General features: G+C 54.9%; 21 protein-coding genes. 19 read left to right on the forward strand and 2 right to left on the reverse strand.

What is annotated here, in order from left to right; translation table 11 throughout:
- Nucleotides 1-24 precede the first annotated feature (24 nt).
- Both argF and AQS70_RS00675 read left to right on the forward strand, forming a co-directional pair.
- Nucleotides 25-945, forward strand: a complete 921-nt coding sequence (argF, locus tag AQS70_RS00670) for an ornithine carbamoyltransferase (protein ID WP_055101070.1) — start codon at nucleotides 25-27, stop codon at nucleotides 943-945.
- A complete protein-coding gene (locus AQS70_RS00675) occupies nucleotides 942-2,051 on the forward strand; it encodes an ABC transporter ATP-binding protein (RefSeq protein WP_055101021.1) in 1,110 nt (369 codons plus the stop codon). The genes argF and AQS70_RS00675 overlap by 4 nt, the downstream gene beginning before the upstream one ends.
- An 83-nt stretch (nucleotides 2,052-2,134) precedes the next feature.
- On the opposite strand, the gene ybaK is transcribed toward AQS70_RS00675, so the two are convergent.
- On the reverse strand, nucleotides 2,135-2,608 hold the full coding sequence (ybaK, locus tag AQS70_RS00680) for a Cys-tRNA(Pro) deacylase (RefSeq protein WP_055101022.1): 474 nt from the start codon (nucleotides 2,606-2,608) through the stop codon (nucleotides 2,135-2,137).
- A gap of 379 nt (nucleotides 2,609-2,987) precedes the next feature.
- Between ybaK and AQS70_RS00685 the strand changes: the two genes are divergently transcribed.
- The 14 genes from AQS70_RS00685 (at nucleotide 2,988) to AQS70_RS00750 (ending at nucleotide 17,323) form a co-directional block, all read left to right on the forward strand.
- The gene (locus AQS70_RS00685; protein ID WP_055101023.1) at nucleotides 2,988-3,839 is read left to right on the forward strand and encodes an MIP/aquaporin family protein; all 852 of its coding nucleotides are present in this window, start codon (nucleotides 2,988-2,990) and stop codon (nucleotides 3,837-3,839) included.
- Between the two features lie 88 nt (nucleotides 3,840-3,927).
- The gene (glpK, locus tag AQS70_RS00690) at nucleotides 3,928-5,433 is read left to right on the forward strand and encodes a glycerol kinase GlpK (RefSeq protein WP_055101024.1); all 1,506 of its coding nucleotides are present in this window, start codon (nucleotides 3,928-3,930) and stop codon (nucleotides 5,431-5,433) included.
- Nucleotides 5,434-5,581: 148 nt separating this feature from the next.
- A complete protein-coding gene (locus AQS70_RS00695; protein ID WP_055101025.1) occupies nucleotides 5,582-6,337 on the forward strand; it encodes a DeoR family transcriptional regulator in 756 nt (251 codons plus the stop codon).
- A gap of 263 nt (nucleotides 6,338-6,600) precedes the next feature.
- Nucleotides 6,601-8,139, forward strand: coding sequence for a glycerol-3-phosphate dehydrogenase (gene glpD, locus AQS70_RS00700; protein WP_055101026.1), 1,539 nt, complete (start codon nucleotides 6,601-6,603; stop codon nucleotides 8,137-8,139).
- A 374-nt stretch (nucleotides 8,140-8,513) separates the two neighbouring features.
- Complete coding sequence (locus AQS70_RS00705; protein WP_055101027.1) at nucleotides 8,514-9,434, forward strand: glutamate/aspartate ABC transporter substrate-binding protein; 921 nt, start codon at nucleotides 8,514-8,516, stop codon at nucleotides 9,432-9,434.
- Between the two features lie 201 nt (nucleotides 9,435-9,635).
- Nucleotides 9,636-10,382, forward strand: coding sequence for an amino acid ABC transporter permease (locus AQS70_RS00710; protein ID WP_055101028.1), 747 nt, complete (start codon nucleotides 9,636-9,638; stop codon nucleotides 10,380-10,382).
- Entirely contained in the window at nucleotides 10,382-11,056 is a 675-nt protein-coding gene (locus AQS70_RS00715; RefSeq protein ID WP_055101029.1) for an ABC transporter permease subunit, read from the forward strand. The genes AQS70_RS00710 and AQS70_RS00715 overlap by 1 nt, the downstream gene beginning before the upstream one ends.
- Complete coding sequence (locus AQS70_RS00720; RefSeq protein WP_055101030.1) at nucleotides 11,053-11,787, forward strand: amino acid ABC transporter ATP-binding protein; 735 nt, start codon at nucleotides 11,053-11,055, stop codon at nucleotides 11,785-11,787. Before AQS70_RS00715 ends, AQS70_RS00720 begins: the two co-directional genes overlap by 4 nt.
- Nucleotides 11,788-11,924: 137 nt before the next feature.
- Nucleotides 11,925-13,829 (forward strand): two-component sensor histidine kinase AauS, encoded by a 1,905-nt coding sequence (gene aauS, locus AQS70_RS00725; RefSeq protein WP_055101031.1) that lies wholly within the window; start codon nucleotides 11,925-11,927, stop codon nucleotides 13,827-13,829.
- The gene (gene aauR / locus AQS70_RS00730) at nucleotides 13,826-15,151 is read left to right on the forward strand and encodes a two-component response regulator AauR (RefSeq protein WP_055101032.1); all 1,326 of its coding nucleotides are present in this window, start codon (nucleotides 13,826-13,828) and stop codon (nucleotides 15,149-15,151) included. Before aauS ends, aauR begins: the two co-directional genes overlap by 4 nt.
- 8 nt (nucleotides 15,152-15,159) lie before the next feature.
- Nucleotides 15,160-15,486 (forward strand): GlpM family protein, encoded by a 327-nt coding sequence (locus AQS70_RS00735; RefSeq protein ID WP_187331754.1) that lies wholly within the window; start codon nucleotides 15,160-15,162, stop codon nucleotides 15,484-15,486.
- Nucleotides 15,487-15,600: 114 nt separating this feature from the next.
- Entirely contained in the window at nucleotides 15,601-16,521 is a 921-nt protein-coding gene (locus AQS70_RS00740) for an arginase family protein (protein WP_055101034.1), read from the forward strand.
- On the forward strand, nucleotides 16,518-16,892 hold the full coding sequence (locus AQS70_RS00745) for a DMT family transporter (protein WP_055101035.1): 375 nt from the start codon (nucleotides 16,518-16,520) through the stop codon (nucleotides 16,890-16,892). The genes AQS70_RS00740 and AQS70_RS00745 overlap by 4 nt, the downstream gene beginning before the upstream one ends.
- A gap of 11 nt (nucleotides 16,893-16,903) precedes the next feature.
- Complete coding sequence (locus AQS70_RS00750) at nucleotides 16,904-17,323, forward strand: EamA family transporter (RefSeq protein ID WP_055101036.1); 420 nt, start codon at nucleotides 16,904-16,906, stop codon at nucleotides 17,321-17,323.
- 106 nt (nucleotides 17,324-17,429) lie between these two features.
- Here the strand turns inward: AQS70_RS00750 and AQS70_RS00755 are convergent, their stop codons facing one another.
- Nucleotides 17,430-18,188, reverse strand: coding sequence for a MipA/OmpV family protein (locus AQS70_RS00755; RefSeq protein WP_055101071.1), 759 nt, complete (start codon nucleotides 18,186-18,188; stop codon nucleotides 17,430-17,432).
- A 225-nt stretch (nucleotides 18,189-18,413) separates the two neighbouring features.
- Here AQS70_RS00755 and AQS70_RS00760 point away from each other — a divergent pair, with 225 nt between their 5' ends.
- From AQS70_RS00760 to AQS70_RS00770, 3 genes are read left to right on the forward strand one after another with little or no spacing between them, the layout of a single operon-like run.
- Nucleotides 18,414-19,109, forward strand: coding sequence for an MtnX-like HAD-IB family phosphatase (locus AQS70_RS00760; RefSeq protein ID WP_055101037.1), 696 nt, complete (start codon nucleotides 18,414-18,416; stop codon nucleotides 19,107-19,109).
- Nucleotides 19,102-20,496, forward strand: a complete 1,395-nt coding sequence (locus AQS70_RS00765; RefSeq protein ID WP_055101038.1) for an aspartate aminotransferase family protein — start codon at nucleotides 19,102-19,104, stop codon at nucleotides 20,494-20,496. Before AQS70_RS00760 ends, AQS70_RS00765 begins: the two co-directional genes overlap by 8 nt.
- Nucleotides 20,493-21,359, forward strand: coding sequence for an alpha/beta hydrolase (locus tag AQS70_RS00770; RefSeq protein WP_055101039.1), 867 nt, complete (start codon nucleotides 20,493-20,495; stop codon nucleotides 21,357-21,359). The genes AQS70_RS00765 and AQS70_RS00770 overlap by 4 nt, the downstream gene beginning before the upstream one ends.
- Nucleotides 21,360-21,369: the final 10 nt, after the last annotated feature.

Here is a 21,369-nt window from a genome sequence, read left to right on the forward strand (position 1 = left end):
TCGTTGCAAAGAAGGTAGTTAATGATGAGCGCAAGGCACTTTCTCTCCCTGATGGACTGCACGCCCGAAGAGCTAGGCAGCATCATCCGTCGCGGTATCGAGCTAAAAGACCTGCGTGATCGCGGCGTTCTCTTCGAACCCTTAAAAAACCGCGTTCTGGGCATGATTTTCGAAAAGTCGTCAACTCGCACTCGACTGTCATTTGAAGCGGGCATGATCCAGCTTGGCGGCCAGGCTATATTCCTGTCCCCTCGCGACACCCAGCTGGGGCGCGGCGAACCTATCAGCGACTGTGCGATTGTCATGTCACGCATGCTTGATGCGGTCATGATCCGTACCTTTGGCCACAATACCCTGACCGAGTTTGCAGCTAACTCTCGCGTACCTGTGATCAACGGCCTGTCTGACGACCTACATCCGTGCCAGTTATTGGCCGACATGCAAACCTTCTTCGAACATCGTGGTTCGATCAAAGGCAAAACCGTAGCCTGGATCGGCGACGGCAACAACATGTGCAACAGCTATATAGAAGCCGCCATTCAATTCGATTTCCAACTGCGTGTAGCCTGCCCTGAAGGTTATGAGCCGAACCCAGAGTTCGTGGCTCTCGCCGCAGATCGCGTCACTATCGTGCGTGACCCACGTGAAGCCGTGGTCGGTGCGCACCTGATTAGCACAGACGTCTGGACCTCTATGGGCCAAGAAGAAGAAACGGCCAAACGCCTAAAACTCTTCACACCGTTCCAAGTCGATCGCGCCCTGCTCGATCTTGCCGCGCAAGATGTACTATTCATGCACTGCCTACCCGCTCACCGCGGAGAAGAGATCAGCCTAGACCTGCTAGACGACCCACGATCTGTGGCTTGGGATCAAGCTGAAAACCGCTTGCACGCGCAAAAAGCGCTGCTCGAGTTTCTGGTTCAACCGGCGTACCAACCCGTATGAGTCAGCAGTTATTGCTCAACCTGCGCGATTTGGCCTGTGGTTATCAAGGCCAAAGCGTGGTTCAACACCTAAACCTTCACCTTAATGCAGGCGATATTGGTTGCCTGCTTGGCTCTTCCGGCTGCGGTAAAACGACGACGCTACGAGCAATTGCAGGCTTTGAGCCCGTACACCAAGGTGAAATCCAGCTCGCAGGCGAAGTTATTTCCAGCGCAGGCTTTACCTTAGCGCCGGAGAAACGTCGTATCGGTATGGTGTTTCAAGACTACGCCTTGTTCCCACACCTCAGCGTGGCCGACAACATTGCTTTTGGTATACGCAAGCATCCAAACAAAGAGCGAGTGGTCGAAGAACTGCTGGAATTGGTCAACCTCAAAGACCTGGGCAAGCGATTCCCTCACGAACTTTCCGGTGGTCAACAGCAACGGGTAGCACTTGCCCGAGCCTTGGCTCCGGAGCCTCAATTGCTATTACTGGATGAGCCCTTCTCCAACCTAGACGGAGAATTGCGCCGCAAACTCAGCCACGAAGTTCGCGACATTCTTAAAGCACGTGGCACCAGTGCGATTTTGGTGACGCACGACCAAGAAGAAGCTTTCGCAGTGAGTGACCACGTGGGCGTATTTAAAGAAGGTCGCCTAGAGCAGTGGGATACGCCGTACAACCTCTATCACGAGCCTTTAACGCCGTTTGTTGCGAGTTTTATCGGCCAAGGGTATTTCATTCGCGGGCAACTGCTCAGCCCTGATTCGGTGCAAACCGAGTTGGGCGTATTGCGCGGCAACCGGGCTTACAGTTGGCCTACCGGCGGCGCTGTCGATGTGCTACTGCGACCGGATGACATCGTCTATGCCCCAGATAGCGCCTTGAAAGCCAAAATCATCGGCAAAACTTTTTTGGGTGCCTCAACCTTATACCGGCTGCAACTACCGACCGGCAGCCAGTTAGAGTCAATTTTCCCAAGCCATGCCGATCACTTGCCAGGTACAGAGGTCGGCATTCGAGTCGCCGCAGAACACTTGGTCATGTTTCAAGGCTGCGGCAGCACGGCAGCCCAAATCCCACACTCCGAATCGGGTGTCCGGCGTTTCAGCACCGCCAACTGAGGTCCGATACAAAACTGTAGGAACGAACTTGGCCGCTATCTTTTGCTCTTGAAAAGATCGCGGCCAAGTTCGTTCCTACACCGTCATGCTTTTCGTCCGATCTCTGCAAACTGCGCCTGCGTGTGTTCAGCCAACACCGACGGCGCCAGCTCTACTTCAAGCCCGCGACGTCCAGCGCTGACATAGATAGTGCTAAATGCCTTTGCGCTCGCATCAATGAACGTTCGTAAACGTTTCTTTTGCCCCAGCGGGCTGATCCCGCCCAACAGATAACCGGTCGCACGCTGGGCCGCTGCCGGGTCAGCCATCTCCGCTTTTTTGACCCCGGCAGCGTGGGCCAGCGCTTTTAAGTCAAGACTTCCGACGACCGGTACAACAGCAACCAGCAACTCACCCTTTTCATTACTGGCCAGCAGCGTCTTAAAAACCTGTGCCGGTTCGAGATTGAGCTTTTCTGCTGCTTCCAACCCATAAGACGCGGCTTTAGAGTCATGTTCATAGCTATGAACTCGATGTTCGGCGCGAACTTTTTTAAGCAGGTCCAATGCGGGCGTCATCACAGCCTCTTTGTGTGTGTTAGCTAAAGAATACGAGGCTGGATCTTAGGCTATTCGCTGATAAAAAACGCGCTAGAACGGGCCTCCCAGCGCTGTTTAAGGCTGAAACGTTACACCCAACCCTATCAATTTGTATTTTTTTCTTACAGAAAACCAACGTCAAAAACCCTAATGAAAGTCACAATGTGGATGCTCGTTCACTTTCGACCTTTGACAGGCGTGTTTCTTGTCTATATTTTTTCGAATCTGAATATTTCTACGAATTCATGCGTTATGTTGTCCGGCCATGAAAACCCTGAAATACGAGTTTTAGTTTTTTAAAGCACTGCACAGCCACCACTGACTGACAACGTCAAAAAACAACAAAAAGAGGTTCCAAATGACGACTGCAACGCAGCACCCCACGCTTTCAGGTCAGTGTCTGGCCGAATTTCTCGGCACAGCGCTCTTAATATTCTTTGGCACCGGTTGTGTTGCGGCTCTCAAGGTCGCGGGCGCCAGCTTTGGCTTATGGGAAATCAGCATCATCTGGGGCATCGGTGTCAGCATGGCGATCTACCTGACAGCAGGCGTATCCGGCGCCCATCTGAATCCGGCAGTTAGCATTGCGCTGTGCTTATTTACCGATTTTGATAAGCGCAAACTGCCGTTTTACATCCTTGCTCAAGTGGCCGGCGCCTTTTGTGCGGCAGCGTTGGTTTACACCCTTTACAGCAATTTGTTCTTCGATTACGAACAAGCCCATAACATGGTGCGCGGCAGCCAAGACAGTCTCGAATTAGCCTCGGTATTCTCAACCTATCCGCACCCGGCGCTCTCGACCCTGCAAGCCTTCCTCGTCGAAATGGTGATTACCGCTATTCTTATGGGCGTGATCATGGCCCTGACTGACGATAAAAATGGCTTGCCTCGTGGCCCGCTCGCGCCCCTGCTGATCGGCTTACTGATTGCGGTTATCGGCAGTTCGATGGGCCCGCTGACAGGGTTTGCGATGAATCCTGCTCGTGATTTCGGACCTAAGCTGATGACTTTTTTTGCAGGCTGGGGTGAAATTTCGTTCACAGGCGCCCGGGATATTCCTTACTTCCTGATTCCTATTTTTGCTCCGATTGTGGGCGCATGTCTCGGCGCAGGCATTTATCGCGGGCTGATTGCCCGCCATTTGCCGAAAGAAGAGTTCGTGCCGACAGACGCTCCAGCAGTCGCCGAGGTTAAAACCCAGGCGTCCTGATATCGACTTATGAAACGGGGCGCTTGAGACTACTGCCCGTGACCTTCTCGCGCCCTGACACCATCACTTCATTCTGCAAGGCAATCCCATGACCGACATTCAGAATAAGAACTACATCATTGCGCTGGACCAAGGCACCACCAGTTCGCGAGCGATCATTTTTGACCGTGACGCCAACGTGGTATGCACCGCGCAGCGTGAATTTCAACAGCACTACCCGCAAGCCGGCTGGGTTGAGCACGACCCGATGGAAATCTTCGCTACACAGAGCGCAGTCATGGTTGAGGCGCTGGCCCAAGCGGGTCTGCATCACGATCAGGTCGCTGCCATCGGTATCACCAACCAGCGTGAAACCACAGTGGTATGGGACAAAGTCAGCGGTCGTCCGATCTACAACGCCATTGTCTGGCAGTGCCGCCGCAGCACCGAAATCTGTGAACAGCTCAAGCGCGATGGCCATGAGCACTACATCAGCGAAACCACTGGCCTAGTGACGGACCCGTACTTCTCTGGCACAAAACTCAAGTGGATCCTCGACAACGTCGAAGGCAGCCGCGAGCGCGCACGTAAAGGTGAGTTGCTGTTCGGTACGGTCGATAGCTGGTTGATCTGGAAATTTACCGGCGGTAAAACCCACGTTACCGACTACACCAACGCCTCACGCACCATGCTTTTCAACATCCACACCCTAGAGTGGGATGCCAAGATGCTAGAGGTCTTGGATATCCCGCGTGAAATGCTGCCAGAGGTGAAGTCCTCTTCCGAAATTTATGGCCGGACCAAAAGCGGCATCGCCATCGGTGGTATTGCCGGTGACCAGCAAGCCGCGCTATTTGGCCAAATGTGCGTAGAACCGGGCCAAGCTAAAAACACCTATGGCACCGGTTGTTTCCTACTGATGAACACCGGCAGTAACGCGGTTAAGTCGAGCCACGGCATGTTGACCACCATCGCTTGCGGGCCACGCGGCGAAGTGGCTTACGCCCTAGAAGGCGCTGTCTTCAACGGCGGTTCCACGGTGCAATGGCTGCGTGACGAATTGAAGATCATTAACGACGCGCACGATACCGAATACTTTGCCAACAAAGTTAAAGACAGTAATGGCGTGTACTTGGTGCCTGCCTTTACCGGTTTGGGCGCACCTTACTGGGACCCGTATGCCCGTGGTGCGCTGTTCGGCCTGACTCGTGGCGTACGTGTAGATCACATTATTCGTGCCGCACTTGAGTCGATTGCCTACCAAACCCGCGACGTTCTGGATGCCATGCAACAGGACTCCGGCGAACGTCTCAAAGCACTGCGGGTTGACGGTGGCGCAGTGGCCAACAACTTCCTCATGCAGTTCCAAGCCGATATTTTGGGGACCATGGTCGAGCGTCCGCAGATGCGTGAAACCACCGCCTTGGGCGCGGCATATTTGGCTGGTCTAGCCTGCGGCTTCTGGAGCAGCCTCGATGAATTGCGCAGTAAAGCGGTGATAGAGCGCGAATTCGAACCTCAACTCGAAGAGGCCAGTAAAGAGAAACTCTATGCTGGCTGGAAAAAGGCCGTTGAACGCACGCGAGACTGGGAACCGCATGAAGAAAGCAACTAAGTTTTCAGGCTAACACTGCTTGCAAAAGACCCAGCGGGCGCCCTTCGCGCCCGTTGTACATCCGTATTCATGGTACCTGCGTGTAGCAGGCTAGGCCCTTCCTGCGGCATGATGAGCGAATTTTGCTTCGCCGCCCAAAGGAAATCCCATGAACCTGCCTCCACGCCAACAGCAGATCCTCGAACTCGTTCGCGAGCGCGGCTATGTCAGCATCGAGGAAATGGCTCAAGTGTTCGTCGTAACACCACAGACCATTCGTCGCGATATTAACCAGTTGGCAGAAGCCGATTTGTTACGTCGCTATCACGGGGGCGCGGCCTACGACTCTAGCGTTGAAAACACGGCCTACGCCATGCGCGCAGACCAAATGCGCGACGAAAAACGCCGTATTGGCGAAGCCATCGCCGCTCAGATTCCAGACAACGCCTCGATCTTCATCAATATCGGCACCACAACCGAGTCGATTGCACGCGCGCTGCTTAATCATAATCACCTAAAAGTCATTACTAACAACCTGCATGTCGCCTCAATCCTCAGTGCCAAAGATGACTTTGAAGTTCTAATCGCCGGCGGTAATGTGCGCCGCGACGGCGGCATTGTCGGTCAGGCCAGCGTCGACTTTATCAACCAGTTCAAGTTCGATTTCGCACTAATCGGCATTAGTGGTATTGATTCAGACGGTAGCTTGCTGGACTTCGACTATCAAGAGGTAAGGGTTTCTCAGGCGATTATCGCCAATGCCCGGCAAGTAATTCTGGCGGCGGACTCAAGCAAATTCGGCCGTAACGCCATGGTACGACTAGGTCCGATCAGCTTGATTGATTGCTTGATCACCGACCAACCACCAGTCCCGGAACTGGCGCAGTTGCTGGCACTGAACAAGATTCGTCTGGAAGTGGTTTAAATCCGCTCCACTCCCCCACTGTAGGAGCTGTCGAAGGCTGCGATCTTTTAATGACTAGGTCAAAAGATCGCAGCTTTCGTGCCTCAGCAGCTCCTACAGCGCCCTGCGCAACGCTAAATGTTCGAAAATCTTCCTTTAGGCTGTCTTCAATGAGTTTTTTCAATCGAATGGCACTGGATGTGGGCGTCTTTATCCGCTAACATTTTCGAAAATGAACATTAATGTTCGAATTCAAATATTCGTAAAGAACGCGAGGCCCCAACATGCCCTTGACCACCTTGCCTGCCACGCCTCTTGCTGAGGTCTATGACGTTGCCGTGATTGGCGGCGGGATCAATGGTGTCGGGATCGCAGCTGACGCGTCAGGTCGCGGCCTCTCAGTATTCCTATGTGAAAAAGACGACTTGGCCAGTCATACCTCGTCTGCCAGTAGCAAGCTGATTCACGGTGGCTTGCGCTACCTTGAGCATTACGAGTTTCGCTTAGTCCGTGAAGCGCTAGCTGAACGTGAAGTGCTGCTGGCCAAAGCCCCGCACATCGTTAAACCCATGCGTTTTGTATTGCCTCATCGCCCGCACCTACGCCCAGCTTGGATGATTCGTGCAGGCCTGTTTTTGTACGACCACCTGGGCAAGCGCGAAAAGCTCGCCGGCTCGGTCAGCCTTAAGTTCGGCCCACAGAGCCCGTTGAAGCCTGAGATCACTAAAGGCTTTGAATACTCCGACTGCTGGGTGGATGACGCTCGACTTGTAGTACTCAACGCAATGGCGGCCAGGGAAAATGGGGCGCATATCCATACCCAAACCCGCTGTGTGGGTGCGCAACGCAGTAAAGGTCTGTGGGATTTGACCTTCGAGCGTGCTGACGGCAGTCTATTTTCGATTCGCGCCAAAGCCCTTGTGAACGCAGCAGGCCCTTGGGTTGCCAAGTTTATAAAAGATGACCTAAAACTGGACTCGCCTTACGGTATTCGCCTGATACAAGGCAGCCACCTGATCGTGCCAAAGCTGTATGACGCGCCGAATGCCTTCATTTTGCAGAATGAAGACCAGCGGATCGTATTCACGATTCCTTACCTAGATCAATTCACCATCATCGGCACCACTGACCGCGAGTACACAGGCGACCCGGCCAACGTCAGCATCACCGAACAAGAAACCGACTACTTGTTGAATGTCGTCAATGCGCACTTCAAAAAGCAGCTGAACCGCGACGATATTCTGCGCACTTACTCGGGTGTGCGCCCGCTGTGCAACGACGAGTCGGACAACCCGTCTGCCGTGACCCGCGATTACACCCTTGCGTTATCAGGCGCCCCAAGCGAAGCGCCGCTGTTGTCAGTATTCGGCGGTAAGTTGACCACTTACCGTAAATTGGCTGAATCCGCCATGGCTCAGCTGACGCCATACTTCACTCAGATCAAACCGAGTTGGACAGCTAAAGCAACCTTACCGGGTGGTGAAGACATGACCACACCTCAAGCCCTGAGCGCTGCCTTGGTCAGCAAACATAACTGGCTAGAAGCCGCTATTGCCAAGCGCTGGGCGATTACCTACGGCAGCCGTTCTTGGCACTTACTCGAAGGCGTACACAGCCTGAGCGATATGGGCGAGCATATTGGCAGTGGCCTTTACAGCCGCGAAGTGGATTACCTGTGCAATCAAGAGTGGGCGCTGGATGCGCAAGACATCCTGTGGCGTCGGACCAAGCTCGGGTTATTTACCAGCGCAAGTGAACAAGAGCATTTGGTGCGCTACATGGCCAGCCTGAATCTCAAACCGCGCAAGGTTCAAGCGGCATAACCCTAAGCTGCACAGTTGAATGTGCCTTGTGAAGCGAGCCTGTTTCACGGTCTTTTAAACACTAAAAGATCGTGAGCAAGTTCGCTCCTACAGATTTTTAGGAGACGAAATACACACCCTTCCTCATTCGGTTTTCCGAACGCGCTTACTAAACCCATTCGGTTTTCCGGGGATCCAGCTTGCTACTCCCCGCCCTTTGAAATTTAAAAATCAAATAAATCAGATACTTAGCAATAATTACGATCTCTGGCATGACTCATGCTCTACACTCAGGGCCGAATGCTAAACCAACGCTAAGGCTGTTTAGCTTTTCGAAGTACATAAAGGGCTCATAAACGGGCTCAAATAAAAAAAACAATGTCGAGGAAAAGTCGATGCGCATCGTTCCGCAACTTTTGAGTGCAGCTATCGCTGCAGCTCTGATTAGCACTCCAGTTTTTGCCGCAGAACTAACCGGCACACTGAAGAAAATCAAAGAATCCGGCACCATCACCCTTGGGCATCGTGACTCCTCCATCCCGTTTTCTTACATCGCTGATGCTTCCGGCAAGCCGGTTGGCTACTCTCACGATGTGCAACTGGCAATCGTTGAGGGGCTGAAAAAGCAACTCGATATGCCTGACCTCAAGGTTAAGTACAACCTGGTCACCTCCCAAACCCGCATACCGCTGGTTCAAAACGGCACCGTTGACGTTGAGTGTGGTTCCACCACCAATAACGCTGAACGCGGCCAGCAAGTTGACTTCTCGGTCGGCATTTTCGAAGTCGGGACGCGTCTGCTCTCTAAAAAGGACTCGGCCTTCAAAGACTTCGATGACCTCAAAGGTAAAAACGTCGTTACCACTGCGGGCACAACCTCCGAGCGCATCCTCAAGTCCATGAATGCCGACAAGCAGATGGGCATGAACGTGATCTCGGCAAAAGACCACGGCGAAGCGTTCAATATGCTGGAGTCGGGCCGCGCAGTGGCCTTCATGATGGACGACGCCTTGCTGGCCGGGGAAATGGCCAAGGCCAAGCAACCGGCTATTTGGGCCGTGACCGGCACACCACAGTCTTTCGAGATCTATGGCTGCATGATGCGCAAAGGCGATCCAGACTTCAAAAAAGCCGTGGATGACGCCATCGTTGCTTACTACAAGTCCGGCGACGTTAATAAGTCGTACACCAAATGGTTCGAGTCCCCAATCCCACCTAAAGGTTTGAATCTCCAATTCCCGATGAGCGATAAGCTAAAAGCGCTGATTGAGAACCCGAATGACAAGCCTGCTGCTGAAGAGAAACCAGCAGCCTGATTGCTGACGACCAAGCCGTATGAGTGTGCATCCGCACGCTCATACGCTTTGCTGATCTGTTGTACTGGCTTCTTATTACATTAGTGAACACTCGAACCGTTGGTTATCGAGCGGTTTGCGTGTGCCCGACAGCACTGTTGGGGTGAACGGATTCCTTGAAGCACGTGCTTGTCTATAGACCCATCTGAGGGGTGACCCTGAATGAATTACAACTGGGACTGGAGCGTATTCTTCAAGTCCACCGGCGTAGGCAGCGAGACGTATCTCGACTGGTTTATTACCGGATTGGGCTGGACCATCGCGATCGCTGTTGTCGCTTGGATTGTCGCGCTGCTATTGGGTTCGCTGTTGGGCGTGATGCGCACCTTGCCGAACCGTTTTATTGCGGGCATTGCCACGGTCTACGTGGAAATTTTCCGAAACGTACCCCTGCTGGTACAGCTGTTCATGTGGTACTTCCTGGTACCCGATCTGCTGCCGCAAAACATTCAGGATTGGTACAAGCAAGACCTCAACCCGACCACCTCGGCATACCTGAGCGTTGTTGTGTGTCTTGGCCTGTTTACGGCCGCACGAGTCTGCGAGCAAGTGCGTACCGGTATCGAAGCATTGCCACGCGGCCAAGAATCAGCGGCCCGTGCCATGGGCTTTAGCCTGTCGCAAATCTATTGGAACGTACTGCTGCCCCAGGCTTACCGCATCATCATTCCGCCACTCACCTCTGAGTTCCTCAACGTCTTCAAGAACTCCTCCGTGGCGTCGCTGATCGGTTTGATGGAGCTGTTGGCGCAAACCAAACAAACGGCGGAGTTCTCTGCCAACCTGTTTGAAGCGTTCACCTTGGCCACGCTGATTTACTTCACTCTGAACATGAGCCTGATGTTGCTGATGCGTCTGATCGAGAAGAAGGTCGCCGTACCCGGCCTGATGTCTCTGGGGGGCAAATAATGAACTTCTTCGATTTCAGCGGTATTGTTCCTGCCCTGCCGGGCCTATGGAACGGCATGATCATGACCTTGAAGCTGATGGCCCTCGGGGTCGTCGGTGGCGTGGCACTCGGCACTGTTCTGGCCTTGATGCGCTTGTCGTCCAGCAAGTTGTTGGCCAATTTGGCCGGCGCTTACGTGAACTACTTCCGCTCGATCCCGCTGCTGCTGGTGATCACTTGGTTCTACCTGGCCGTACCGTTTGTGTTGCGCTGGATCACCGGCAGAGACATGCCCATCGGTGCTTTTGAATCTTGCATGGTGGCCTTCGTGATGTTCGAAGCAGCCTACTTCTGCGAGATCGTGCGCGCCGGTGTGCAGTCGATTGCTAAAGGCCAGATGAGCGCTGCCAAAGCATTGGGGATGAGTTACGGCCAAGCCATGCGCTTGATCATCCTGCCCCAAGCGTTTCGCAAAATGACGCCGTTGCTGCTGCAACAAAGCATTATTTTGTTCCAGGACACCTCACTGGTTTACACCGTTGGCCTGGTTGACTTCCTCAATGCTTCGCGCTCCAGTGGCGATATCATCGGCCGCTCCAATGAATTCCTGATTTTCGCCGGTCTGGTGTATTTCATCATCAGCTTTTCCGCCTCGCTGCTGGTCAAGCGTCTGCAAAAAAGGTTTGCCGTATGATCTCGATCAAGAACATCAACAAGTGGTACGGGGACTTCCAGGTACTGACCGATTGCAGTACTGAAGTCAAAAAAGGCGAAGTGGTTGTAGTCTGCGGCCCATCGGGCTCGGGTAAATCGACCCTAATCAAGTGCGTTAACGCCCTTGAGCCGTTCCAGAAAGGCGACATTGTGGTTGACGGTACGTCGATTGCCGACCCGAAAACCAACCTGCCAAAACTGCGTTCGCGAGTTGGCATGGTGTTCCAGCATTTCGAACTGTTTCCGCACATGACCATCACCGAAAACCTTACGATCGCGCAGGTTAAGGTACTGGGTCGCAGCAAGGAAGAAGCCACGAAAAAGGGCCTAGAACTGCTGGAGCGCGTCGGTTTGTCGGCCCACGCCCATAAACACCCTGGTCAGTTGTCTGGCGGTCAGCAACAACGTGTAGCAATCGCCCGAGCATTGGCTATGGACCCGATTGTGATGTTGTTTGACGAACCCACTTCGGCACTCGACCCGGAAATGGTTAACGAAGTACTCGACGTGATGGTGCAACTGGCCCAAGAAGGCATGACCATGATGTGCGTCACCCACGAAATGGGGTTTGCACGCAAGGTTGCCAACCGGGTGATCTTCATGGACCAAGGCAAGATCGTCGAAGATTGTGAGAAAGAAGAGTTCTTCGGTGACGTTTCTGCCCGTTCCGAGCGTGCCCAGCACTTCCTCGCAAAAATCCTGCAGCACTAAGCAACACCACTCCTTGCAGGAGTGAGCGTGTCTCGCGATCTTTTGATCTTCTAAAAGATCGCGAGATAAGCTCGCACCTACAGGTGATATCAGTTAATCGGCTGCCATCGCGCAGTGGTTGACCCAAGGCATCTGTGATGAAATGCGACCCCAACCTTTATCGCGGTGCCCCGCCCTCTCTTGCCGTGAAACCACGTCTGCTTCGACATCTACTGTTGCCGCCGCTGATTATCTTGCTGATGATCGGTCTGGGTTATGCGGGTTATCGCATCAGTGAGCACTTTAGTGTTGTTACCCTCAGCGAAAGCGGTGAGCGCCAGCTTGAGCTGCACGCACGCACGGTCGAAAGCGAACTCAGCAAATACACCTACCTGCCCAGCTTGCTAGAGCTGGAGTCCAGTGTTTCCCAGTTATTGGCTGATCCGACTGTGCAAAATCGGGTCACCGTCAATCAATACCTCGAAGGTCTTAACCGCCGCAGCCGCAGCCGGGCGATCTACGTCCTCGACACAACAGGCCGAGTCGTGGCCACCAGCAACTGGCGCGATAGCGACAGCTATCTGGGCGAAGACTTGTCCTTTAGGGCTTACTTTAAGGACGCGGTGCGCGGGCAGCCCGGACGCTTTTATGGGATCGGCAGCACCACCGGCGAGCCAGGCTACTACTTAGCCCACGGTCTTGAAGAGCAAGGCAAAATTATTGGCGTGGCAGTGATCAAAGTACGCCTTGAAGCCCTTGAAGAACGTTGGCAGCGCGCCCGCCTCGAAGCGTATGTGAGTGATGAAAACGGCATCATCATTCTGTCCAGTGATCCGAGTCGGCGGCTCAAGTCAGTACGCCCGCTGACCGCTGACGTTAAAGAACAATTGGCGCGCAGCCTGCAGTATTACTGGTGGCCACTCGTAGAACTGCAACCCCTTGAGCGCGAGCGGCTGGGTGAAGGGGTCGAGAAAGTGACCTTTACCGCCAGCAACGAGATCATGACCGACGACAAAGAGGTCAGTTATCTGGCCCAGACCCGTAAGCTTAACGACACGCCATGGGACATCACTCTACTCACGCCCCTGCAAGATTTACGTCGTGCAGCGGCCAACCAAGGCATGTTGGTAGCTGGCGCGTTTGCTCTGTTGGCTTTTCTGCTGATCGCTTGGAACGAACGGCGCAAAGTCATCGCCACCCGATTGGCGGCCCGCGAAGCGCTCCAAGAAGCCAACAGCCAGCTGGAACGCAAAATTACCGAGCGTACGGCTCACTTGCGCGCCAGCAACGAACGTTTAAAGGGGCAAATTCGCGAACGCCGTCAAGCTGAAGAAACCCTACGCCGCGCCCAAGACGAACTGGTGCAGGCCGGAAAACTGGCTGCTATCGGTCAAATGTCCACCAGCATTGCCCATGAGCTGAACCAGCCTCTGGCAGCACTGCGCACACTGTCTGGCAATACCGTGCGCTTTCTGGAGCGCGGAGACCTGACAGTCGCTACCAACAACCTCAGCACCATTAATAATTTGGTCGACCGCATGGGCCGAATTACCGCCAATCTGCGCTCGTTTGCACGGCGTGGTGAAGATCTTGGCCAAGCCAATTTGAACAAAGCCGTCGACACCGTGTTGCAGTTACTTGCCAGTCGTCTCGAAGCCTCGGGTGTTGAACTGCACCGAGATTTCATTGATGTCGCGCTCAAGATAGATCAAACCCGACTCGAGCAAATCCTGCTCAATTTGATCGGTAACGCTCTGGATGCCCTGCAAGACCAGCCTACTGCCCCACAACTGTGGCTTGAGGGTGCACACAGTGAGGATAAATACCGGATCTGTGTGCGCGATAACGGCCCCGGCATAGCCCCTGAAAACCGCAAGCATCTGTTTGAACCTTTTTTCACCACCAAGCCCGGCGAACAGGGTCTTGGCCTTGGTTTGACCCTGTCTGCCAGCCTTGCGGCGGCAGCGGGCGGCAACCTCGGCGTCGAGTTCCCGCAAACCGGTGGTGTTGCATTTGTCCTCCTTTTACCGCTGGTGTTACCCGCTAAGGCCGAGCCGATATGAACCACGAGCTGACCGTCCTGATCGTTGAAGACGACCCTCATGTTCTGCTGGGGTGCCAACAGGCACTCGCACTGGAAGACATCCACAGCGAAGGCGTCAGCAGTGCCGAGCAAGCGCTGGCACTAGTCGGAGACAACTTTCCCGGCATCGTCATCAGTGACATTCGCTTACCGGGGATAGACGGCCTAGAACTACTTAAAAGGCTCAAGGCCCGTGATCGCAGCCTGCCGGTTGTGTTGATTACAGGGCACGGCGATATTTCTATTGCCGTCGGCGCAATGCGCGACGGAGCCTATGATTTCATGGAGAAACCGTTCTCACCGGAACGACTGGTCGATGTGGCACGCAGAGCGCTGGAACAACGCAGCCTGGCCCGTGAAGTGTGGTCGCTGCGCCGGCAACTGGCCGAGCGCGATTCACTGGAAGGCCACATCATCGGGCGCTCGCCCGCTATGCAGCAATTGCGCGAACTGATCGCCAACGTCGCCGATACCTCTGCCAACGTGCTAATCGAAGGCGAAACTGGCACCGGTAAAGAGTTGGTTGCCCGTTGCCTGCACGATTTCAGTCGCCGTAAGTCTCAGCAGTTTGTGGCCCTTAACTGCGGAGGACTCCCGGAAAACCTATTTGAAAGCGAAATCTTCGGCCACGAAGCCAATGCGTTTACCGGTGCTGGAAAACGCCGGATCGGCAAAATCGAACACGCCAACGGCGGCACGCTGTTTCTCGACGAAGTCGAAAGCATGCCGCTCAACCTGCAAATCAAGCTTCTGCGGGTGTTGCAAGAGCGAACGCTGGAGCGTTTGGGCTCCAACCAGAGCATTGACGTCGATTGCCGGGTGATCGCCGCGACCAAATCGGACCTCGATCAACTGGGCAAAACCGGCCAATTTCGCAGCGACCTGTATTACCGCTTAAACGTGGTCACCCTCGAATTACCGCCACTGCGCGAGCGCCGCGAAGACATCCTGCAACTGTTTGAATATTTCTTGCAGCAATCGTCTCTGCGCTTCGACCGCACCCCACCTGAACTGGACAACCAAACCCTGTCCAGCCTCATGAGCCACGACTGGCCAGGCAACGTGCGCGAACTGCGTAACGTGGCCGAGCGTTTTGCTTTGGGCCTGCCCGCCTTTAAAAAATCGGGCAACAGCACCTCACAGGGGCTGGGCTTTTCAGAGGCGGTCGAAGCCTTCGAGCGGACCTTGCTCAGCGACGCCTTGCAACGCAGTGGCGGCAACTTGACCCAAGCCAGCCAAGAACTGGGTATGGCCAAAACCACACTTTTTGACAAAGTTAAAAAATACGGGCTCGCGCACTGATGGACTTGATTCTAAAAGCCGCCTTAGGCGCTGGCGTGGTCATCATCTTGGCGATGCTGGCAAAAACCAAAAACTACTACATTGCAGGGCTTGTCCCGCTGTTCCCGACCTTTGCCTTGATCGCGCATTACATCGTCGGCAAAGGTCGAACCCTAGACGACCTGAAGACCACGATTGTGTTCGGCATGTGGTCGATCATTCCGTATTTCGTGTACTTGGCAGCGTTGTACCTGCTGGTGGACAGGCTGCGACTTGAAGCGTCGCTGGCCTTGGCCGCGGTGGCCTGGTTGATAGCCGCCACTGTGCTGGTCAGCGTGTGGGTGCGCTTGCACTGATCGCAGGCTGCGATCTTTTGATCTTTCAAAACACAAACAGGCACAGCCCTTGCATTTACCCTTAAAAGCCCGCCCGGCCTAGCTCGGCGGCGGTTGAAAGGGGTAAATACCACGTTGAACATTCTCGATCTCGATCACAGCCTCACCGCGCAGGCGCCTGTTGCGCAGCGCTTGGCCGATGGCCGCGCAACGCGTCTCGACTTACTGGCCTTAGGCCCAAAATTGCGGCTTTGGTCAACCGAGCGCAATTACCAACGCTTCGTTAAACACCTGCAACAACGCCCAAAACCCTCTGCACACAGCCCGGAAATCTTCTTTGTCGGCTCTGGTGATTATCACCACCTGACGCCAGCGCTGCTGTCTGGGCTGAGCGAGCCAGTGACGCTGATCCACTTCGACAACCACCCTGACTGGGTCCGTTTTGCACCCCGTCGTCATTGCGGATCGTGGGTCAATCGTGCGCTGCAACTGCCTTTTGTCCAACGCGTCATCACCCTTGGCCCGTGCAGTGACGATCTGCAAAGCCCGCAGTTTAAAGGCGCTAACCTCAGGGCCTTGAGCCGAGGCACGTTGCAGCTTTTTCCTTGGCAGCATGCGCCCAGCAAAGTCTGGGGGCGGATTGGTGATGGCGCAGGCCACCAACAGCGTGAAAACCTTTTGCATTGGCGCAACCTGGCCGATCAAGACTGGCCCGCCTTTATTGACCAACTGATTCAGAGCCTGCCGACCACGGCGGTGTGGATCACTATCGACAAAGACGTGCTTGCCAGTGAAGACGCGGCGACCAACTGGGATCAAGGCGGCATGCGTCTGACTCATTTATTGCACGCCCTCCGCGCCCTGGCCTCCAACAAGCGCGTCGTGGGCATAGATGTGTGCGGTGAGTTTGCTAAAGCCCCGCACAGTCATGTGCTCAAACGCTGGGAGGCTAAGTCTGACCAACCGCCCTTAGACCGCTGGAGCGAAACCGACCTCTTACGCAACGCAACCACTAATGAGGCGCTGATGTCGCTTTTTGAGGAGTTATTTGCATGACGTTCATAGTGGTTGTGTTGGTGGCGTTTTCTATCGTGCTCGATGTGATCGGGCAACTGTGTTTCAAGATCGGCCTCGACCGCTTGCCTGAGCTTGAGGGCGGTTTTCGGCTGAATGCTTTTTGGCTGCAAGTGTTTAACGCGCCCATGCTCTGGGCCGGGGTCGGCGCTTACGTCATCGAGTTTTTTGTCTGGCTGCAAGCCTTGTCACGCGCACCGCTGAGCCTGTTATTTCCTGCCGCAGCGCTGGCGTATTGCGGCGTGGTATTCGCCGGTAAGGTGTTACTCGGCGAGTACGTCAGCCGTCGGCGCTGGATGGGAACATTGGTCATCACCCTTGGCGTGATGCTGGTCTGCTTCGCCGCCGCTTAAGGAGCCTAGTCATGGAAAAAACTCAACCGATAAACACACACTCTAACGGCTGGTTACACGGCCGATTAGGCACCGTGGTGCTGTGGGCGCTGCTGATCACCCTTGAAAGCAGCGGGCAGATCGCCACCAAACTAGGCGGCGACCAACTGGGGGAGATGGCTTTTAGCTTGCATTGGCTGCAAGCCGTAATGAGCGACACCGGCGTTTGGGTGGCGATTGCGTGCTACATCGGCGCTTTTTTTGTGTGGATGCTGATTCTTCGGCGCAGCAGCTTATCGCTAGCATTTCCACTGAGTTCGTTGGTATTTGTCGGTGTTTTGCTGGGGTCGTGGCTGGGCCTGGGAGAACATATCAGCCTGCTGCACTGGGCAGGGGTGGCCGTGATTATTGTCGGGATTGCATTGCTGGCTGAGGGTGAGCCGGAGCATTGACCACGGCATGACGGTGTAGGAGTAGCGGGTCGACGCCCGACTGCTAGCGATCTTTTGATCTTTTGATCTTTTAAAAGATCGCAGCCTGCGGCGGCTCCTACAGAAGTTAGAACTTATAACTCACCGCCGTCTGCACGGTGCCTTGATTCACATCGCCCAGTTCTTGAACGATGCTGCTGTGCGCGGCAGAACCTACCAAATGTATCCAACTGGCACTGGCCACCAGCGACCAATGCTGCGCCAGCGGAATTTCAACGTTTTGGGTCAAGGTCACGTTCTGAAAACCGCCGCTCGCGTTGTAGGGTGAGAGGCCCGAAGCCTGAGCCTCACCAGCGTTCACACCAAAGAATGTCGAGGTTTGGCGGCCATCGGCAAAGTGAGCTGACAATTGGCTGCTGCCAATTACCCCGCCCCCCAGCGGATACCCTAACTCCCCGCCCACCTGCCCCAATACGCCGCCCTGCCCACCGGCACCGCCCACCGCTTGACCAACTTGCGCGTATACCCGCCAGAAGTCCGCCGGGCTGTACTGCACAAAGCCGCCGAGTTGCGCCATGTCGGGCACATCGCGTAAACCTCGCAGCGAACCATTGGCCGTGCGGCCCGGCAAATAGTTGATAAACGGCCCGGCACTCCAGCCTTGGGTGTTGAGCGCACTCCACGTTAAGCCATCGTCAGTGTCCAAACTGAACTCGCCCCAATCCACATCGAAATAAGGCAGCGGCACGGTCTGGTAACGGCTGCCACTTGGGTCGTAGGGCTGATACCCCACCCCTGCTCCCACTTCGCCACTCGGGCCATCGCCCGCATGCGCGCCCGCGCTCAGCAAGGTGAGCAGTAAAAAAGCTGACAAGGAGGTTTTCATCTTGGTGACTCCAAACACGTTCATGCGCGCATCAATTGCTTTTTTGGTCGAGCGACGCAAGCACTCATGTTGTTTGTAGCAAGCTACAAAAATTGTAGCTCCATGCGACCAGTTTCCACGTTTGCGTCTGCAAAGCCCACGCCCGCAGGGCTTTGGCGAGTTGGCATAGTCAGTGCAATCCCCTGTTTATGCGCAAGTGCGCTTCTCCTCAACAGGACAAAGCAGATGATGCAATGGCATATCGTGTGTGACTTCGACGGGACCATCACCCGTACCGACGTCATCGACAACATTCTTCAACGCTTCGCCGACCCGCATTGGGAAACGATCGAAGCGCAGTGGCTGCAAGGTGAAATAGGCTCGCGTGAATGCTTGAGCCGCCAGCTGTCGCTGGTAAAAGCCTCACCCGCCCAATTGTTGGCTTATTTCGACACGGTGCAGATTGACCCCGACTTCCCGGACTTTGTTGATCACGTCATCGGCCTCGGCGCCACCCTTGAAGTGGTCAGCGACGGCATCGAACAGGGCATCGCGCGCATTCTGGCGCGTCACTATGTGAGCCTGTTGCCGATCCTCGCCAACCGCCTGCGCCAAGTCGATCAGAACAGCTGGCGCATCGACTTCCCGTACGCCAGCGACGCCTGCCGTGCCGCTTCGGGCAATTGCAAATGCAAGTCCACCCCTAGCGGCAAACGTGTGCTGGTGATTGGCGATGGCCGCTCCGACATGTGCGTTGCCTCAAGCGCCGACTTTGTATTTGCCAAAGACAGCCTGGCCACTCATTGCGAACGCAACGGCATCCCGTATGCGCGCTTCGACTCTTTCGCTGAACTCCCAGCCTTGCTTGGCAAATTGCCGAGCAACGCCGTTAACGCCCCTCTTTACTCTCGTGACCAGCAGGAACTCTTCAATCATGTCTGATATCCGAATCGCTAGCGCTGAAGACCAGATTCTTCTAGATAAAGAAGCCAAATACTGCTCGTACGGTGACACCGTTCACTACATCGAACCTCCACGCATTTTTAGCCGTTGCGAAGGCTCTTACGTATGGGACACCGAAGGCCAGGCTTACCTTGATTTGCAAATGTGGTATTCGGCGGTGAATTTCGGTTACGCCAACCCACGCCTGAACAACGCGTTGATTCAACAGATCGACACCCTGCCGCAGATCGCCAGCCAATACCTGCACAAAGGCAAGATCGAGCTGTCGGAGCGTATTGCGGTCGACGCCAAGAATAAGTTTGGCCTCGACGGCCGTGTTCACTTCAACGTCGGCGGCTCGCAGTCCATAGAAGACTCATTAAAAGTGGTACGTAACGCCAGTAACGGTAAGAGCCTGATGTTCGCGTTTGAAGGCGGCTATCACGGTCGGACCTTGGGCGCATCCTCAATCACCTCAAGCTACCGCTACCGTCGTCGTTATGGCCACTTTGGTGAACGCGCCAACTTTATCCCGTTTCCCTACCACTTCCGCGGCCCTAAAGGCATGAGCAAGGAAGAGTACGGCAGCCACTGTGTGCAGCAATTCGCGCGTTTATTTGAAACCGAATACAACGGTGTGTGGGACCCCAAAGTGGGCCAAAGCGAATACGCCGCGTTTTACGTCGAGCCGATCCAAGGCACGGGTGGTTACGTTATTCCACCGATGAACTTTTACCGCGAACTTAAGCAAGTGCTGGATCAGCACGGCATTTTGATGGTGGTCGACGAAATCCAAATGGGCTTTTGGCGTACCGGTAAGCTGTGGTCGATTGAACACTTCGACGTTAAACCTGACGTAATCGTATTCGGTAAGGCATTAACCAACGGCCTCAACCCGCTAGGCGGCATCTGGGCCCGTGAAGAACTGATTAACCCTAAAGTGTTCCCGCCGGGCTCGACACACTCCACGTTCGCCTCCAACCCGCTGGGCACCGCGGTCGGCTTGGAAATGTTCAAGATGACCAGCGAAATCGACTACGGCGCCATGGTCATGGAAAAGGGCAGATACTTCCTCGCCGGTCTGCAAGAGCTGCAAAAGCGTTACCCGATCATTGGCGACGTCGACGGTCTGGGCCTCGCCCTGCGCTGCGAAATCTGCGCCGCTGACGGCTTTACGCCAGACAAAGCCACCCTGGACTTCATGGTTGAAGAAGGCATGAAGGGTGACATTGAAATCGACGGCAAGCGTTTGGGACTGATTCTGGACGTGGGCGGCTACTACAAAAACGTCATCACCTTGGCGCCGTCGCTGGAAATAAGCTATGCGCAAATCGACTTGGGCTTGGCCCTGCTCGACCGACTGCTGCACCGGGCGATGAAACGGTGATCGCGTCAGAGATCGACTTGGGCGAAGGCGACGCCGGTTTCGTTCTCGGCACAGGCGAGGTCGGGGTCTTATTGATCCACGGCCTCACCGGCACCCCGACGGAACTTCGTCGGGTCGCTCAGGGCTTGGCCAAAGACGGAACCTGCACAGTCTACGTGCCGACCTTGGCCGGGCACTGCGGTGACAACAGCGACCTGCAAGCCACGGGCTGGCAAGACTGGTACGAAGGGGTGCGCAAAACCTTTGTCGAGATTCGCCGGCGTCACCAACAGGTGTTTGTCGGCGGTTTGTCGATGGGGGCGGTGATGTCGATGTACGTCGCTAGCGAACACCCAAGCCAAGTCGCCGGTTTGCTGATGTACTCCACCACCTTGCGCTACGACGGTTGGAGCATCAACAAACTGGCGTTCCTGACTCCGTTACTGATGGCGATACCCGGCGGTGTGCACTTGTGCAGCTTTGAAGAAAAACCGCCCTACGGCATCAAAAACGAACGCTTGAGGGCGATTGTCGAACGGCAGATGAAAGCGGGCGAAAGCAGCAATGCCGGGTTGTTAACCATGGAGGGCGTGACTGTTCGCGAACTGCATCGGATGAACGCGGTGGTGAAAAAACGCATGCCGTCGATCAACACACCCGCGCTGGTGGTGCACTCCCTTGAAGACGACATCACTAGTCGCTGGAACGCCGACTATGTTGAGCGCCACCTCGGTGGCCCGGTGACCAAAGTGTTCCTCGACAACTGCTACCACATGATCACCGTCGACCTGCAATACCGCCGGGTGATCGACTTAAGCGTCGCCTTTATCAAAAAGAACAGCCCAGCGTCACAGCCACCGATTGAGTATTTGCAACAAGCCTGACCCCAAGGAT

Source organism: Pseudomonas endophytica, from assembly GCF_001411475.1.
Classification (GTDB): Bacteria; Pseudomonadota; Gammaproteobacteria; order Pseudomonadales; family Pseudomonadaceae; genus Aquipseudomonas; species Aquipseudomonas endophytica.